The following is a 17,084-nucleotide window of genomic DNA, read 5'->3' as shown; positions in this document are numbered from 1 at the left end:
TTTAGGCTTCATTTTGCAAAGGAGATCCTCATGGATTACTTCAAAAAACCTCTGATTAGTTCGACCCGAGATGCTGTTTACCACACGCTAAAGGCTCAAATACTGAGCTTAAGCCTGCTTCCAGGTGCTACCATTTCGGAGAAAGAAATGTCGGTAAGCTTCAATGTTAGTCGGACACCTGTTCGGGAAAGCTTCGTGCAATTAGCACAGGAGGGCTTGCTGGATATTTATCCGCAACGCGGTACGGTTGTCTCTCGCATTGATTTGGAACTGGTGGATGAAGCTCGCTTCATTCGCGAACATCTGGAAAGCGCCGTCATTCGCTTGGCCTGTCTCTCTTTTCCGGAAGAGTCCCTGCGCTTGCTTCAAATGAATTTAGCCTCGCAGAAAGTGTGTATGGATGAACAAGACTTCAAGAAAATGTTTGAGCTTGATGAGGAGTTTCATCGGACGATTTTTGAAGGATGCAAGAAAATGAACACCTGGGCAGTCATTGAGCAAATTAATGTGCATTTGAACCGCACCCGTATGCTCCGCTTAGCGACTGATCATCATTGGGATGAGCTCTATGCGCAGCATGGGCAGATTGTGGAGGCCATCAAAGAGCAACAGCCCGATAAGGCAGAACGATTAATTCGCGCGCATCTTCAAGTTGGCATCTCCGATCAGGCATTATTAAAAGAGAAGTTCCCTACTTATTTCAAATAGGTTGATTATATGGGAGGCGAGTGTGCAACTATGAAAATGGTATTCCGTTGGTTTGGAGAGGGCAACGATACGGTCACTCTTAAGCAAATTAAACAAATTCCTGGTGTTGAAGGTATCGTCTGGGCCCTGCATGATGTACCTGCCGGTGAAGAATGGCCGATGGCTAAGATTCAGAAAATCAAAGCCGAGGCTGATCGTGCGGGGCTGCATATGCAGGTCGTGGAGAGCGTCAACATTCATGAGGATATTAAATTAGGACTGCCAAGTCGCGATACGTACATCGCTAATTATAAGAAAACGATCGCAACGTTAGCGCAAGTTGGTGTTAAAGTCATTTGCTACAATTTCATGCCTGTGTTCGATTGGGTACGGACAGATTTACATAAGGAGCTGGAAGACGGCTCGACGGCACTATTTTATGAAAAAAGTAAAATTGCCAACCTCGACCTTTCTGAGCATGTGGGACGGATTAATGCCAACCCTGATTTCAGTATGCCAGGCTGGGAGCCCGAACGACTTGCTCATTTAACGGAGCTATTCGACGCCTATAAGGATGTCACCGAGGAGCACCTCTGGGCAAACCTCAAGTACTTCCTGGATGAAGTTATTCCCGTGGCCGCCGAGCACGGCATTCGAATGGCGATTCACCCGGATGATCCACCTTGGTCCGTCTTTGGATTGCCAAGATTGATGACGAGCCAAGCGAACATTCGCCGTTTCTTAGCCTTGCATGACAGCCCGTATAACGGGCTTACGATGTGCAGTGGCTCACTCGGTGCGAACCCGAGCAATGATATTGTCTCGATCGTGCATGAATTCGCGGATCGGATTCCTTTTGCCCATCTGCGGAATGTTCGCTTGTATGAGAATGGTGATTTCATCGAAACCTCTCATCGCACGCAGGATGGCACGGTTGATATGTCAGGCATTGTGCAGGCGCTGCATGCGAATAATTACGAAGGATTTTGCCGTCCGGATCATGGTCGACATATTTGGGATGAACGTTGCAGACCTGGATACGGGCTTTACGATCGTGCATTAGGGATCATGTATTTATGGGGACTTTGGGACATGCTGTGTCGCCAAAGCGCTACTTTACAAGAAGGAGCTGTCACTGCATATGAGCGGATTAACTAATTTCCCTTCCCTGCAAGGGAAGGTCGTTGTGATTACTGGAGGCGCTGGCGTATTATGCCGCGTGATGGCATTAGAATTAGCTAGACAAGGTGCACGCATTGCCATTCTGAATCGTACGCATGAGAAAGGGTTAGCTGTGGTTCGTGAAATTGAGGCCGCTGGTGGCGAAGCGATTGCCGTTGCCTGCGATGTCACTGTAGCTGAAAGTGTGGAGCAAGCTGCAGCATCCGTGATTGAATTGCTGGGTACCTGTGATATTCTCATTAATGGTGCGGGCGGTAACCATGCCAGCGCGAATACGACGAACGAGATTTTCAAAATGGAAGATGTGGCGAATCCGGATGTGCAATCCTTTTATGATCTAAGCATCTCTGGATTCCGCAACGTGCTGGATCTTAATTTCGTGGGCACCTTAATTCCTACGCAAGTGTTCACTAAGCATATGCATGGCAAAACGGGTGCAACAGTCATCAATATCTCATCCATGAGCGCACCTTCACCCATGACGAAAGTTCCTGCATACAGCGCAGCCAAAGCGGCTATCGATAACTTTACGAAATGGCTAGCTGTTCATTTGGCAGAAAGCGGTATTCGTGTGAATGCCATTGCACCTGGGTTCTTTTTGACGGAGCAGAATGCCAAATTGTTAATGAAAGAGGATGGCAGTCTGACGGACCGCTCTCATAAAATCATTGCTCATACCCCGATGCGCCGCTTCGGCAAGCCGGAGGATTTACTAGGAACGTTGCTGTGGCTGGCTGATTCCGATATGTCCCGCTTCGTTACGGGTACAACGATCCCTGTGGATGGCGGATTCATGGCTTATTCTGGCGTTTAGTTTTAGTCATTGTAGTAATCCGAGCCTTTTTCTTTTATACTCATTTTAATAAGGTAGACGGAGTGAAGCACACGCCGTTTCATTGCATAACGCTCAATATGAGCTATGCGGTGGAACGGTTTTTGTTTGTTTATGGACGATTAACTGGAGGCTGAGAGAATGTCATTTGAGCAAAAATATAACGAATGGATACAGGCGATGATCGAGCACGCTAGAACTAGTACTGGGACTGTAAATCATCGAAGGCTCGAATTGTTAGAGAAAGGATTGGGCCACGGAACCATTGCGTTTTTACGTTACATTTGGTTTCCTGCCATTGGTAATTTCAATCACTTATATCCCGAGTGGGAGGTACGCGATTTCAATAATGGCTACCGGTATCTGGATCTTGCCTATATGCCTGGAGGCGCAAAAGGAGGGATCGAAATACAGGGATTTGGATCGCATGCAAGAGATCTTGATGTTAGAAGATTTAAGGATTTATGTATGCGGCATAGCTTGCTAACCCCTGATGGGTGGACTTTTATGCCAATTGCTTATTTGTCCATCCAAGAAGATCCGAAGCAATGCCAACAGCTTATCCTGTCATTCGTCGGAAAATTCCTTTCAGCTGATGTGTCAGCTGGCTTGAATTGGGCAGAGTCAGAAGTAGTGCGTTTTGCTCGTCGTTTGCTTCGGCCCATTACACCGATGGAAATTGCTGAACACCTTCGACTCTCCGATCGCCATACAAGGCGGATTTTGCATCAACTCGTTGAGAAGCAAATCTTAATTGTAGAAGGAGGACGGCAGCGATATCGTACGTATCAGTTGAGGCTTTGATTGTTGGACGGCGGGACGGGTGAGCGGGACGGTGAGCGGGACGGCGGCATGCGAGCGGACGGTTAACGGACATAGGAGACGCTATTTGCTAGAATTCGATGCTCCTGATTCGCTAACGGACACAGCGTACGCAATGGAGTGGAAATCGGGCTAGAATCAGGGGTTTTGGGCGAAATAGCGGCCGCAGTGGCCGTTAGCCTAGGAAAGGGGCTGTGTTTGGTCAATTAACGGCTGTGGTGGCCGTTAGCGTTTAATGATCGTGCACGCTCCTCCCCGTAGCTCGCACTGCCTCTCCACAGCAATAATACTTAAGCCTTCCCGTATTGCCCAATACAAAAAAAACTTAAGTCTATCCTCATCCCTCCCCCCTTTTTTTATAAGAGGTTTATGATGAGTGTCTACTTAAGGTACTACTTCAGAGATCGTTCATCTCCGCTTACGCTTCATCCGGAATACAAACGATAATGCGTTCAATTTCTGCTGCGATCTCGGCAATTTGATCCTCATAATTCTCATTCAGGAGAATTGTTGATTGGAGCTTCACTGCTCCCGCATGCAGTGTTATCGCCGATAGGCTGCCTGCTACTCCGATTAGCGTATGCGCAGCTCGTTTGGCAGCGACCCAATCCCCTTCACGGTGATTGATCCGGAGCAGATCTGCGAAGTCACTGTAATTTTTCTTGAACAGCTGCAGCATGACGAGAAGAATACTCTCTTTACCCTCCACTCGGGCCAAAGCTCCCTCCCAGTCTATCGCGGCGATACCTTGGTAATACGGGATCTCTTCTCCGCTAACAGGTTGAGGTTCCTTGAAGTTTCGCTCTCGCTCCTTCTTCTTCTCGGGGTCCATCCATTTGTGAATGACTCGAAATAGCAACTTCACATCCAGCGGTTTGCTTATCACATCGTTCATGCCCACTCGGACGTACGCTTCTTGGTCTTGTTTAACCACGTTAGCTGTAAGCCCGATGACCGGTATTTCGCGAAATTTTGGGTTCAAACGCAGAAGTTTGGTCGCCTCTACACCATCCATAACTGGCATATGAATATCCATGAGGACCAAGGCAAATTCGCCTTTTTCCAGCTTGTCGAGCGCTTCTTGACCATTTGTCGTTAGCGTGACTCTGTAGCCCCGCTCCTCGAGCAGCTCCATGGCCACTTGTTGATTAATTTCATTGTCCTCAACGAGTAAAATGTGTCCCCATTCCTCCACTGTAGCAGAAGGATTGGGCATCGATCCTTGCTCAGTTACCCGCGATTCATGCATAGGATGGAACAAATATTCCAACGTCTGGTACAGCTCTAGTCGACTAATCGGTTTAACCAATACGGCATCAGGCCTTATCTCCTCAGGGAGTGTAAGCAGCTCTTCCTTCCCCATAGAGGATGTCAGACAAATTAAGCGCGTTCGATCTCTATGAATTAAAGCGAGGAGTGTATCCCATGTTTCTAGGCCATACATATCATCGCTTTCCATATCCAAGACGAGACAATGGAATTCATCTGCCCCTTCTTCTTTTCCGCCTAGCCTTTTGAACAACGAATCCCAAGAAGGAACCGTTGTTACGATGAGTGCAATTGATTCTAAAATATCCTGTAAGCTGTTTCGCATAAGGGGATGATCCTCAACAACCAACACGCCATATGGCTCATTTCCCTCTCCAATATCCCACTCATCAGGATCGTCTTGCTCAATGATTTGAAAAGGTAAAGCAAATGTGAAACGGCTCCCGCTTCCCATTATACTTTCTGCTTGGAGCACACCGCCCATTAGCGTGATCAAATGTTGGCTGATCGGCAGTCCCAGACCAGTTCCTCCATACTCACGGCTCGTTGATCCATCCGCCTGAGAGAAAGGTTCAAAAATGTAAGAAAGCCGATCAGCTGAAATACCAATCCCCGAGTCTTCGACGCTAAATCGCAGCATCATTTCCTCACTGGATGTCTGTGGCACCAGCTCAATGTGAAGCATCACATAACCTGCACGTGTAAATTTAATGGCATTGCTGCAAAGGTTCAGTAAAACTTGCTTCAACCGAAGTGGATCTCCGAGAAGTCGTCTGGGCAGCTCAGCAGGCGTACTGAAAATAAGCTCTATGGGTTGGCTCTTCGATAGTACACTGCAAATACTGGAAAGCTCCTTCAACAGCTCGTCCAGATTAAAGCTCGTCCGTTCCACCTCTAATTTACCTGCTTCAACTTTGGAAAAATCCAACACATCATTAATAATACCTAACAACGTATGCGAAGAAGAGGTAATATTGGTTAAGTAATCCTTCTGGTGCTCGGAGAGCGGCGTCTTCCCTAACAGTTGAGATAGCCCGATAATCCCATTCAAAGGCGTTCGGATTTCATGACTCATTTTGGCAATAAAATGACTCTTCGCTTGATTGGCTTGATCAGCTGCATGGCGCATAGAGGCTTCAGTAAAATCGTGAATCGTACCCACAATCCCTTTCACTTCACCAGAGGCATGATGATAGGCTGAAAGTGTTACCCGATAGTCTCTTCTTGGCCCCTCCGACGAAGGAATCGCGATTTCGAATCTCACATTATCACCACTCGTTAGCACTTCTTGAAAGTGCTGCTCCCAAAGCTCCTGCTCGGATACGGGTAAAAAAGCAGTCATTGGAAGACCCAGCATGTCCTCAGCTCTGGTTTGTGATAGATGACATGCCGCTTGATTCACTGACGTAATTTCGCCTTCCGTTGTGAAACCTAGAATGCCCTCCTGCGAGTTCTCTACGAGAATCCGATTCCGCTCTTCACTTTCCTGAATCCGACGTTCTGCCAGACTCTTCTCCGTAACATCCGTCGCCGAGCCTATGACTTCAACCACCTCTGCGCCATCGAAAACAGGCTGTAATGTCGTGAAAATGATTTTTCCACGCACATCCATTTCATAGGCGACTTGATTTCCTCGGTAGGCTTCTTCATATTTGGATTGCAAGAATTGCGCAATGTCTTCCGAGTAGGATGGAATCGCATACACATTCTTGTAGAAATAGTCATCTGGCTTAATCCCGAGCTGATGCAATAATTGACCATCAATGATCGTATATACCAAGGAATTCTGTATTTTTTTGAGCTTAAATGTAAGGCCAGGTTGAAAACGAAGAATATCAGAAAGCTCCTGCTGTATCTGCCGTACTTGCCTTTTCAGCTCCTCGGAGCGCAAGAAATAGCGAATAAGTCCTGCAACGAACATGCCCGCCCCTAAATGCAAAAGTAAATTCGGAATGACAAGCTCCATAGCAGGAAGCTTATAAATAAGAACCATATCAACGAATAACACGCTGACAGGACATAATGCGAGCAGCATCCATTTCTTCCAATAGTCTCGGATGTAATAATGAATAAGCACACAACCCACATAAATAATGAAGCCTAGCAGCGATACGCGAAATAAAACCGCTGGATCGATCATCGTCCGGCCAATAATGATGACAACCGTCGTAATAAAACCAGAAAGGCCCCCACCAATGAAGGTAGCCATCAGAATTGCAATCGCTTTCAAATCTAGAATATGCCGTTCACTCACATGGACTCCAGTATAAGCAAGCATAACTCCGAAAAGTCCGTGTGTTATGCCTGCCCATATCTGAAATTTCCATCTTGCTGCTTTTTGTAATTTGGGGGAGTAAAAAATTTGAATCGATATAAAAACAAATACGGCAACAAGCGAGAAATTGTTCAATAAGTCTCTCAACATCGTACTCACCCCATCGGATTGCAATCTCGTCCATCTACATCTATTATAGATGTCGAATTATGTAAGGTCTATACGGTTTCATAATCGACTTGTTTAATCACAGAGAAGACTAAATCAATCATCTCGGCACGAGCTTGATGAATAAAGCCTAATGACGTTTGCTGTAAGTTTTCAATGGAAACACATGATGTCAACATAATTTTACTTGAGAACACATACATGGACAATTCGTAAGCAGAAGCTACATTTTTGATAACCTCGCTAATGTTCGTTCTTTTATAAGACTCTGGAAGCTCCATGGCATACATCAAATAAAGCGGTTCCTGTCTCGTTTGTGTCATCTGAAACATTTCCTTATACGAATTACTTACTTGTGAGCGCCAAAGAAAACCAAATTTATATTGCGAATCTTCCTCCCACACTTTCTCAAACTGGGCTGTTAACTCGACAAACTGTTGACGATAATAGTGGATTAAATTCATGAATAACCCCTCGCAATTCCTTTAGAAGTTCTTACAATACTTAGATGATACCTAGTAAGTGTTGTAAAACTTCTATCTAGACTTTTAGGGAAGCATGTTTTTTACTCATACTTCCCTAATGAATCTGGGAGGGGAATTAGTGTTTCTGCAAAGCCACCCACATCGACTTATTACGGAACTCTTCCTCCGAACCAAGTTCTCTGCCGAACCAGCTCGGCGGTACAAACTGCTCCGCAGTCTGCAGATCAGGAAACTCCACTTCAACGACTAGCAGGTCAATTTGTTTATATTCGTCGATTTCATAAGTTACACCAGCCGCTTCGAGGGTCGTACGAATCTTCTCTAATGGAATTAATCCTGTACGCTCTAGCAGCTGCTTATAGATAGGCTCCGTGATGCTGTATTCGACTTCTTCTCGAACCATCCCATGTCCTGACTTGAACGTATGCGTAAAGTGTGATTCTCCTGAACTGTCCACTAGCTGGCGTACGCGAATTTCTTGATCGTCCGAGAAAGCTAAATACGTCTGATAAATATATTGTTTAGACACTTGCGTCAACTCATTATTCGCTAGTTCAGCCGCAGGAAATGCGGTTAATAAATACTTTCTTTCAATTTCGGCACCCATAATTCGGTTAGCCCCTCTCTATTTGTTCATTGTTCGAAAACGAACCGGTGAAATCTCGTTCCATACTCGAAACATTTTACCAAAATGGAACTCATCTGCAAATCCACAAGCATCGGCGATCGCCTTCATAGGCTCATCGGTTAGTAAAAGCATCGTCTTCGCCTGCTCATTCCGAATCTGATTTAAATACGCTTTGGGCGAGATGCCCACATGCTTCATAAACATTTTGCGTAATTGCGACACGGATATATGGTAGGTTTTCGCCAGCTCTTCCAGCCGAATCGGCTGATGATAGCAGGTCTCCAGCCACAGCTTCGCTTGCTGAAAAGCTTTCATGTAGGGATCACTAGACGTATCCGTATCCTTCATAAATTGGATTAATCGCGATAAAACATATTGGAATTCCGCTTGGCGTTCATGCGGGTCCGTTCCTCTCATTGACCATAAGCGAGTAAACTGTGCTTCTAGCCAATCTGACTGCTCTAACGTGTGCGGTTTATAAAAGGGAATCCGCAGTTCCTCCACAGGAACTGGCTTCAGCCAATTGAGATGCTCATATGGGATATCAAAAGCATCGAAAAGGAGCATCCTAATACATAACGGATTGTCCGTAGACGAAGTCATGTTCAGTTTAAACCCGGGCTTCAAATAAAACAAACTCCCAGCTTGTACATGCAGCGGAACTTCATTCATCTCATGGTGAAATTCCCCTTCGCCACTCCGAATCCAATACAGTGAGTGTACGTCTGTCGTATTTCGAATATCTTTCCAGCCAGGATCGGGTGGCTTCTCATACGAAAGCCGATGATGATAAATACGGTGGTTATTCATTGGTTTTGTTCACCAACCCTATAGCGATTTTGACAAATAGAGATGAGGTTTATCCATTCAAATTGACTCTTCTTCTATGATACGCTTTACGAAACATACATGAAAGGGGCTTAATGCTCGTGATACGTACTTTTCAGCAGCATAACTTACGACCTACTCGAATTTTGGATGGATTATGGGATTTCATCACGGATCCTGACAATAAAGGTGTTTCTGAAGGGTGGGCGTCAACCTTCCCTGCCGGATCAAAAAAGTCCGTCGTCCCTTCTTGTTGGAATAACGAATTAGGTACTTACGATTACATTGGTGCCGCATGGTATCGCACCTATTTTGATACGCTGCAAGATGCGAATATTCGACTGGTTTTTGAAGGCATTCTTCACCATGCCGATGTGTACGTGGATGGCCAGCATATTGGCTACCATTTTGGCGGGTTTACACAGTTCTCTATGATTCTCCCTCACCTAACAGCAGGCAAGCATGAACTCGTGATTCGTGTTGATAATACCGTTGATTGGCAAACTTTGCCGACGGATATCGCCGACTGGCACTCCTATGGGGGCATCATTCGTTCTGTTGAGCTTCAGGAGCTGCCGGATGTCTACATTGAGTCCATGAAAATTGATTATCAATTGAAGGACGATACAGCTGATGTTCAGCTGCAAATTCAAGTCAGTTCATTAAGCCAAGAAGACTGTCAGCTTGAGGTAAGTGCTAGTACGGAAGGTCTTTCCCTCTCCGCTGGCCCTGTCACGATTGCAGCAGGTCAAACTACTAGCCTCTCCTTAAGTGGAAGTCTGGCGAATATTAAGCGTTGGGATGTCGGTCAACCTGCGCTCTATACCTTTACTGTCCAAGCTGGTGAAGATGATCTTATCGATCGGACTGGCTTCCGTACGGTTGAGGTTCAGGGCAGCGACATTCTGCTTAATGGCAAAAAGCTGTACCTCCAAGGCGTGAATCGCCATGAAGAGCATCCCGAATGGGGATTTGCTTTCCCACCGAAGCTGATGCTGAAAGATTTGGACATTTTGACCGACATGGGCTGTAATATTGTTCGTGGCTCCCATTATCCGCAAAGCCAGTTCTGGATCGATCTGCTTGATGAGCACGGGATGCTGCTCTGGAGTGAGATTCCGATGTGGGGTTGTTTCATGAGTGTGGAAACGCTGGCAAGCCTGATCTTTAGAGAGCGCGGCGTTAACATGCTAGGCGAAATGATCAGCCGCGACTACCATCATCCTTCTATCATTTTCTGGGGAGCGCACAACGAAATCGATACACGCACTCAAGAAGCACTAGAGCTGACGAAAGCTTTCGTGAGCAAAATCCGCAGCATGGACGCGAGCAGACTCGTCACTTACGCAACAATGCAGCCGGAGGAAGATATCGTTTTATCGTATTTTGATGTCATCGGGATTAACAAATATTACGGCTGGTATGAAGGCAGCGTGGATGGATTTAGTACCATGCTGCAGAACTACTTCCTGAATGCGGAGAAGCACGGCGCTGCTGGCAAGCCTGTCATCATGAGTGAGTTCGGCGCGGCCGGGATTTTTGGCGATGCTGGCTGGGAGCCACGCCTATTCAGTGAAGACTACCAAGCGGATGTCGTTACACGCGCCTTGAAAATCTTCCGCGACGACCCTCGTATCGTCGGGACGCTCATTTGGCACTTCGCAGACATTCGCGTCGATGTGCGAAGTGACCGACCTTACTTCCGCGATCGCGCGCGGAGCTTCAATAATAAAGGATTGCTGAGCGAGTATCGCAAGCCGAAATTGGCCTATCGCTTAGTGAAGGAGATTTATCGCTCGGAACGGTAAGGCAGTAAAGAGAAAGGGACTCAGCCTGTGTGGCTGGGTCCCTATTTTTTGCAAATATAATGACCTCGTGTACGCATAGTCAAAGATGCAAATATACACTTATTTTCGGGGAAACAGCTCAACAGAAGGAATAAGTGCAAAAAGGCAACCTTTTGGACCGAAAGATGCCAATATGTGGAATGCCGGTGGAAATAGTTGCACTTTCGCACGTATTTCAACTAAAATGGTTAATTTGAAGAAAAAGGATGCTTTTTAGCATCTTTCACTGCTGTATTCACCATACGGACTTCTTCCAAGTCCATTAACTCGCAAAAAAGAGGATCCCCCGCCACATAAATAGCCATTGGGGAACCTCCTTTTTAACAAAACTTATTTATGTAAAATATCGTCCTTCAACGTCGATACCTTCGCCAACACTTGATAGATCTCGTCTGCCCCCACGCCAAAATGAGCAAGCGCATCATGAAGATGAGTCGCAATCGCTTTGAAATGCTCTTCCTGCAGATTCATCCCTGCATGCGCCTTGGCCATAGATGCCCCCGTATACTGATTCGGTCCCCCTAACGCAAAACTAAAAAATTTCGCCTGATGCTTCCGTTGCTTCTCCATATCCGTGTTGTTAAAAAAGTGATTGACGGTCTCATCCGCCAAAACCAGCTCATAGAAGTAGTCCACCACTGCCGTGATCGCCCCTTCTCCACCAAGCTTATCGTATAACGTTGTTTCACTCACTATATTTATCCTCCTTCAGGTCTACACCTATCTACCTGGTTATATTATCCAATTGAACAGGAAATTATCTATTGTTTCTGTTTCCGCCCTTGTCCATCAAACCGTCTATCTAGCATGCCTTCTATATAGGATTACAGTTCTATGGTTGCTTATTGGATGATATCAAAATTGTCTGTCAAAAAAGAACGACGTTTTCGCATTCAATCATAGGTAATGAAGGAGCAGCTGAAGCTGCTCTTTTTAATTTAAGTCCTGTAACAAAACCCGACTTTGTATTTAATAATTACAGTATCATATAAAGTTTCTTTAGTTAAACGTGTTTTTGATCACGCTATAATTACGTTGGAAAGGAGATGTCCACTACAAAATGTAAACGCTTAACTAACTCATTGATAACTGATTATTGGGAAGGGGAATGCCAAATATGAGAAAAAAATTTGTGAGAATCGCCTTAATCTTACTCGTTGCGGCTTTAGTTATACCATCAAGCCTGCTTACTAAAGTTACGAAAGCGGCGACTACCGAGACCATCACCCTGTATCATGAAACTTTCGCGAGCGGCCAAGGGAAAGCTACGAGAGCTGGCAGCGCTAACCTGTCACAGGTCACAGGAAAAACATTTACCGGCAATGATGATGGTAAAGCTTTATATGTAAGCAACCGAGTGAACAACTGGGATGGAGCTGATTTCAAATTCAGCGACATCGGCCTGGAAAATGGTCAAACCTATACGGTTACCGCAACCGTCTACGTAGACGCCGATGTCACGGTGCCTAGCGGTGCACAAGCTGGTTTTCAAACGGTAAATGGCTATCAGAATACAATTTACGTGAATTATGAAGCTGGCAAAGCGCTCACCCTAACTAAGGAATTTACTGTTGATACGAGTAAAGATAGCGCATTGCGCATTAATTCGAACACGGCTGGTGCAGGTGTGCCCTTCTACCTTGGCGATATCCTTGTTACCAAAAATGTAGCTGCAGGCCCAGTCGTTGAGACTCCTAGACTCCCAGCCGTGGATTTCCCCACCATTACGTTTGAAGATCAAACGAATGGCGGATTTGCAGGCAGGAAAGGCACGGAAACGCTGACGGTTATCAGTGATGCCAATCATACTGAAGGCGGCACAAGCGCGTTGAAAGTTGAGGGTAGAACAGAGACTTGGCATGGTCCTTCATTGCGTGTGGAGAAATATGTGGATAAGGGCTTCGAATATAAAATTACGGCTTGGGTCAAGCTTATCTCGCCTGGAAGCTCGCAACTTCAGCTGTCCACACAGGTGGGTAATGCAAGTGCAAGCTATAATACCGTTGACAAAAAAACGATTAGCACCGAAGACGGCTGGGTTAAATTTGAAGGAAACTACCGTTATAACACGGTACCCGATGAGTTTTTGAGCATATATGTGGAAAGTTCTAGCAGCAAGGACGCTTCCTTCTATATCGACGATATCAGCTTTGTTGAGAGTTCGGCGCCAATCTCCGTACAAACGAATTTAACTCCGATTAAAGATGCCTATCGCAACGATTTCCTGATCGGCAATGCGGTATCAGCGGCAGATTTAGATGGTGTTAGACTTCAACTTCTCAAGTTACATAACAATGTCGTCACAGCGGAAAATGCCATGAAACCAGATCAGACGTACAATGCGAATAAAGAGTTTGATTTTGCCACGGAGGATGCGCTTGTTACTAAAATTCAGGCTGCCGGACTCAAGTTGCATGGGCACGTCCTTGTATGGCATCAACAAACACCTACTTGGTTGACTACGACAACCGATTCACTCCCGCTAGGACGAGTTGAGGCTCTTGCAAACTTAAAGACCCATATCCAAACGGTCATGGAGCATTACGGTAACAAGGTGATCTCATGGGATGTCGTCAACGAGGCGATGAATGATAATCCATCTAACCCTTCAAATTGGCATGGAGCGCTGCGTCAATCCCCTTGGAAAGCTGCCATCGGAGATGACTACGTCGAGCAGGCATTTTTAGCGGCAAAAGAAGTGCTGGACGCGCATCCTACATGGGATATCAAGCTTTATTACAATGATTATAACGAAGATAACCAGAATAAAGCCCAGGCTATTTACAGCATGGTCAAAGAAATCAATGATAGGTATGCCCTGACACACCCTGGCAAACTCCTCATCGACGGTGTCGGCATGCAAGCGCACTACAATCTAAACACGAAACCGGACAATGTTAAATTGTCATTGGAGAAATTTATTTCTCTAGGCGTACAAGTGAGCATCTCCGAGCTAGACATTACAGCAGGAAGCAATTCTCGACTAACCGAGAAAGAAGCAAATGCCCAGGGCTCTTTATATGCGCAAATATTCCAGATTTTCAAGGCCCATGCTGCTCATATCGAGCGTGTTACCTTCTGGGGTCTGAATGATGCTACAAGCTGGAGAGCCAGTCAGAATCCGCAATTGTTTAATAGTGATCTGCAAGCCAAACCTGCGTACTTCGGGGTCATTGACCCTGCTGCATTCTTGGCCGCACATCCGCCTGAGTCCGTAGCCCAAGCCAATCAGTCAACCGCTAAATTCGCTACCCCTACAATCGACGGGATGGCTGATGACGCGGCTTGGAGTCAAGCACCTGACATGGCAATCAACCGGTATCAGCAAGCTTGGCAAGGAGCAAGCGGCGTAGCGAAAGCACTTTGGGATGATCAAAATCTGTATGTTCTCATCCAAGTTAGCAATGCTGAGCTTGATAAAAGCAGCGCAAATGCCTATGAACAAGATTCCGTCGAAATCTTCTTGGACGAAAACAATGCAAAGACATCATCCTATGAAGCTGATGACGGACAATATCGCATCAACTTTGGCAACGAACAATCCTTCAATCCGGCAAGTAAATCGGCTGGCGTCGAATCCAAAACCCATGTTTCTGGAACCAACTACACGGTTGAAGTGAAGATTCCGTTGAAAACAATAACGCCAGAAGACAATACGAAACTTGGTTTCGACGTACAGATCAATGATGCTAAAAACGGTGCCCGTCAAAGCGTTGCAGCATGGAACGATACGACCGGCACGGGCTTTCAGGATACGTCCGTTTACGGCGTGCTGAACCTAACCGGCAAAGTCTCCAATCCTAGTGATGGTGGTGATCCTGATCCTGGTAGTGGCACGGGTTCGGGTTCGGGTACTGTGCCTAGCACCAGCACTGACACTGGTAGTAGTGGTGGTACGATCACACCTGAATTGAAAACCGAAAACGGACGAACGATAGCTGCGATCTCAGGCGACACCTTGAAAAAGGCGCTTGAGCAAGCCGCTCCTACAGCAAACGTCCAGAAACAAATCGTAATCGAAGTGCCGAAGCAAGCAAACGCAACTTCCTATGAAGTGCAATTGCCAACACAAAGCCTGAGAGGTCAAGACAACTTTGAGCTTTCAGTGAAAACAGCAGATGCGACCATCCAGATTCCAAGCAATATGCTGTCGGGCGTAACAGAAAACGCTGAGCAAGTGTCCCTTCGTGTGGCTAAGGTCTCTAAGGACAACATGGATACAGCTACCCGTGAACAAATCGGGAATCGCCCAGTTATCGAACTGACCCTAGCCGCAGGTGACAAAGTCATTGCATGGAATAATCCAAATGCGCCTGTAACGGTAGCCATCCCTTACTTACCAACTGAGGAAGAGCTTAGCGATACTGATCATATCATTATTTGGTACATCGATGGTCAAGGAAAGGCGACACCAGTTCCAAATGGTCGTTATAACGCGGCAAGCGGAACCGTTGTTTTCCAAACAACCCATTTCAGCACCTATGCGGTAGCCTCTGTATTCAAGACCTTCGGAGACTTACAGTACGTGCCTTGGGCTAAACAAGCTATTGATACAATGGCATCTCGCGATGTCATCCATGGTACGGATGAGAATAGCTTCTCACCTGAAGCTTCTATTAAGAGAGCAGACTTCATCGCGCTCCTTGTACGATCGCTTGAATTGCATACTACTAGCAACGATGTAGCTATGTTCAGCGATGTCCCGAAAACCGCTTATTATTATAATGAGCTCGTGATTGCGAAAGCATTGGGCATCACTACTGGCTTTGAAGACAATACGTTTAAGCCAGACAGCCCTATCTCCCGTCAAGATATGATGGTGCTAACGACACGTGCGATGGCGGCAGCCGATAAGCAAGTCCAAGTTGGCGGAACTTTAGATGCTTATCCGGACGCAGCAAGTATGTCCAGCTATGCGAAAGACAGCGCTGCAGCTTTAGTGAAATCTGGCATTGTGAATGGCAAGAACGACAAGCTTGCTCCGATCGATGAGCTCACTCGTGCTGAAGGGGCAGTCATCTTGTACCGTATCTGGCAAAAGTAAACACAAAACATAACCTAGATTTGGTTCCATCAAGGTGATCTCCCTTGTCGGAACTGAACCTAGGTTTTTCATTTCTTGAGAACAAAAAAAGGGACCTAGCCAACGGGGCCAGGTCCAAAGTTTATATTAAAAAAGGGGGTCTTGTTTATTATAATACCCTTTCTATGTTAGAGGACTGTAACAGGAATGTTCCAATTGTGTTACAAATGTTTCGCGTTTTCACACCTGACAGCCGCGCTCCCTTATGCTTCTCACTTCAGCAGCTTTCGAAGCCCAACCTGCGGTGCCTCCAATGGGAAATATTCCAGCCCCATATGCCCCTCAAAACCTGTCTCATCTATGGCTTTGAAAATTTGTTCGTAATTGAGCTCACCATTGTCGAGTTCATGTCTACCAGGGTTACCTGCCGCATGGAAATGGCCAATCAATCCAATATTCTCTCGAATGTTAGCAATCACATTTCCTTCCGTGATTTGTTGATGGTAGATATCGAACAAGATCTTCACGTAAGGGCTGCCTACTTGGTTGATGATATGAAAAGCTTCTTCCGATGAAGCCAAGAAATACCCTTGATGATTAACACGCGTATTCAGCGGTTCAATCAGCAGCGTTACGCCCTCTTTTTCCAAAATAGGTACACACGCCCGCAGCCCCTCAATCAGAGATTGCGTCTGAGCTTCTCGCGGCACGCCTTCGAGTGCTTGTCCTACTTGCGAAATGAGCTTGGTGCAATTCAAGCGCTTCGCGACGGCGATCGATTCGACGAGTCCTTCGAGATAGACACTACGCTGTGTTGGATCAACCAAACTCGAGAACTTCGTGCAGAATGTTGAAATCGAAATTTCCGCTTCAGCCACAGCATCCGCGACAACGTCAATATCCTTTTGCCACCAAGACCAGAACTCAATTGTATCGTAACCGATCTCCTTCAGTTCATTCACACTTTCCCTAAAATCACGCCCTTTATAGAGCGCATCCATACAAACGGAGAGCTTCATCCCAATCCCTCTTTCCATT

General features: G+C 46.1%; 13 protein-coding genes. 7 read left to right on the top strand and 6 right to left on the bottom strand.

Annotated elements, in window-relative coordinates; all coding sequences use genetic code 11:
* Positions 1-30 precede the first annotated feature (30 nt).
* From ASL11_RS11670 to ASL11_RS37840, 5 genes are all read left to right on the top strand, one after another.
* Positions 31-708 (top strand): GntR family transcriptional regulator, encoded by a 678-nt coding sequence (locus tag ASL11_RS11670; protein WP_056613683.1) that lies wholly within the window; start codon positions 31-33, stop codon positions 706-708.
* Positions 709-738: 30 nt separating this feature from the next.
* Positions 739-1,845 (top strand): mannonate dehydratase, encoded by a 1,107-nt coding sequence (uxuA, locus tag ASL11_RS11665; RefSeq protein WP_056613681.1) that lies wholly within the window; start codon positions 739-741, stop codon positions 1,843-1,845.
* A complete protein-coding gene (locus ASL11_RS11660; RefSeq protein ID WP_056613679.1) occupies positions 1,829-2,683 on the top strand; it encodes an SDR family oxidoreductase in 855 nt (284 codons plus the stop codon). Before uxuA ends, ASL11_RS11660 begins: the two co-directional genes overlap by 17 nt.
* Positions 2,684-2,842: 159 nt before the next feature.
* Positions 2,843-3,505, top strand: coding sequence for a hypothetical protein (locus tag ASL11_RS11655; RefSeq protein ID WP_056613678.1), 663 nt, complete (start codon positions 2,843-2,845; stop codon positions 3,503-3,505).
* A gap of 19 nt (positions 3,506-3,524) precedes the next feature.
* Positions 3,525-3,659, top strand: a complete 135-nt coding sequence (locus ASL11_RS37840) for a hypothetical protein (protein WP_268796192.1) — start codon at positions 3,525-3,527, stop codon at positions 3,657-3,659.
* A 282-nt stretch (positions 3,660-3,941) separates the two neighbouring features.
* Here ASL11_RS37840 and ASL11_RS11650 read toward each other — a convergent pair whose 3' ends face one another.
* The 4 genes from ASL11_RS11650 to ASL11_RS11635 all read right to left on the bottom strand — a co-directional run bounded on the left by ASL11_RS11650 (position 3,942) and on the right by ASL11_RS11635 (position 9,158).
* Positions 3,942-7,217, bottom strand: a complete 3,276-nt coding sequence (locus ASL11_RS11650; protein ID WP_056613676.1) for a response regulator — start codon at positions 7,215-7,217, stop codon at positions 3,942-3,944.
* Positions 7,218-7,285: 68 nt separating this feature from the next.
* Positions 7,286-7,699 (bottom strand): hypothetical protein, encoded by a 414-nt coding sequence (locus ASL11_RS11645; protein ID WP_056613674.1) that lies wholly within the window; start codon positions 7,697-7,699, stop codon positions 7,286-7,288.
* 136 nt (positions 7,700-7,835) lie between these two features.
* Positions 7,836-8,327, bottom strand: coding sequence for a CYTH domain-containing protein (locus ASL11_RS11640; protein ID WP_056613672.1), 492 nt, complete (start codon positions 8,325-8,327; stop codon positions 7,836-7,838).
* Positions 8,328-8,345: 18 nt separating this feature from the next.
* Positions 8,346-9,158 carry a helix-turn-helix transcriptional regulator gene (locus tag ASL11_RS11635; RefSeq protein WP_056613670.1) on the bottom strand — a complete coding sequence of 271 codons (813 nt, stop codon included), beginning with the start codon at positions 9,156-9,158 and terminating at the stop codon, positions 8,346-8,348.
* 119 nt (positions 9,159-9,277) lie between these two features.
* Between ASL11_RS11635 and ASL11_RS11630 the strand changes: the two genes are divergently transcribed.
* The gene (locus ASL11_RS11630; RefSeq protein ID WP_056613805.1) at positions 9,278-10,984 is read left to right on the top strand and encodes a glycoside hydrolase family 2 protein; all 1,707 of its coding nucleotides are present in this window, start codon (positions 9,278-9,280) and stop codon (positions 10,982-10,984) included.
* A gap of 369 nt (positions 10,985-11,353) precedes the next feature.
* Here ASL11_RS11630 and ASL11_RS11625 read toward each other — a convergent pair whose 3' ends face one another.
* Positions 11,354-11,716 (bottom strand): group I truncated hemoglobin, encoded by a 363-nt coding sequence (locus tag ASL11_RS11625; RefSeq protein WP_056613668.1) that lies wholly within the window; start codon positions 11,714-11,716, stop codon positions 11,354-11,356.
* A gap of 424 nt (positions 11,717-12,140) precedes the next feature.
* Between ASL11_RS11625 and ASL11_RS11620 the strand changes: the two genes are divergently transcribed.
* Positions 12,141-16,067, top strand: coding sequence for an endo-1,4-beta-xylanase (locus ASL11_RS11620; protein WP_056613666.1), 3,927 nt, complete (start codon positions 12,141-12,143; stop codon positions 16,065-16,067).
* A 251-nt stretch (positions 16,068-16,318) separates the two neighbouring features.
* Here ASL11_RS11620 and ASL11_RS11615 read toward each other — a convergent pair whose 3' ends face one another.
* Entirely contained in the window at positions 16,319-17,083 is a 765-nt protein-coding gene (locus tag ASL11_RS11615; protein ID WP_056613664.1) for a hydroxypyruvate isomerase family protein, read from the bottom strand.
* Position 17,084 lies beyond the last annotated feature (1 nt).

Origin of the sequence: Paenibacillus sp. Soil750 (genome assembly GCF_001428045.1) — a bacterium.
In the GTDB taxonomy this organism is placed as follows: domain Bacteria; phylum Bacillota; class Bacilli; order Paenibacillales; family NBRC-103111; genus Paenibacillus_E; species Paenibacillus_E allorhizoplanae.
Note: the sequence above shows the minus strand (reverse complement) of the source record. Positions and strands in the feature narration are given on the sequence as shown.

Excerpts from the sequence above, each read along its gene's own strand:
- ASL11_RS11670 (WP_056613683.1), top strand. The coding sequence starts at position 31 with ATGGATTACTTCAAAAAACCTCTGATTAGTTCGACCCGAGATGCTGTT.
- uxuA (WP_056613681.1), top strand. The coding sequence starts at position 739 with ATGAAAATGGTATTCCGTTGGTTTGGAGAGGGCAACGATACGGTCACT.
- ASL11_RS11660 (WP_056613679.1), top strand. The coding sequence starts at position 1,829 with ATGAGCGGATTAACTAATTTCCCTTCCCTGCAAGGGAAGGTCGTTGTG.
- ASL11_RS11655 (WP_056613678.1), top strand. The coding sequence starts at position 2,843 with ATGTCATTTGAGCAAAAATATAACGAATGGATACAGGCGATGATCGAG.
- ASL11_RS11650 (WP_056613676.1), bottom strand. The coding sequence starts at position 7,217 with ATGTTGAGAGACTTATTGAACAATTTCTCGCTTGTTGCCGTATTTGTT.
- ASL11_RS11645 (WP_056613674.1), bottom strand. The coding sequence starts at position 7,699 with ATGAATTTAATCCACTATTATCGTCAACAGTTTGTCGAGTTAACAGCC.
- ASL11_RS11640 (WP_056613672.1), bottom strand. The coding sequence starts at position 8,327 with ATGGGTGCCGAAATTGAAAGAAAGTATTTATTAACCGCATTTCCTGCG.
- ASL11_RS11635 (WP_056613670.1), bottom strand. The coding sequence starts at position 9,158 with ATGAATAACCACCGTATTTATCATCATCGGCTTTCGTATGAGAAGCCA.
- ASL11_RS11620 (WP_056613666.1), top strand. The coding sequence starts at position 12,141 with ATGAGAAAAAAATTTGTGAGAATCGCCTTAATCTTACTCGTTGCGGCT.
- ASL11_RS11615 (WP_056613664.1), bottom strand. The coding sequence starts at position 17,083 with ATGGAAAGAGGGATTGGGATGAAGCTCTCCGTTTGTATGGATGCGCTC.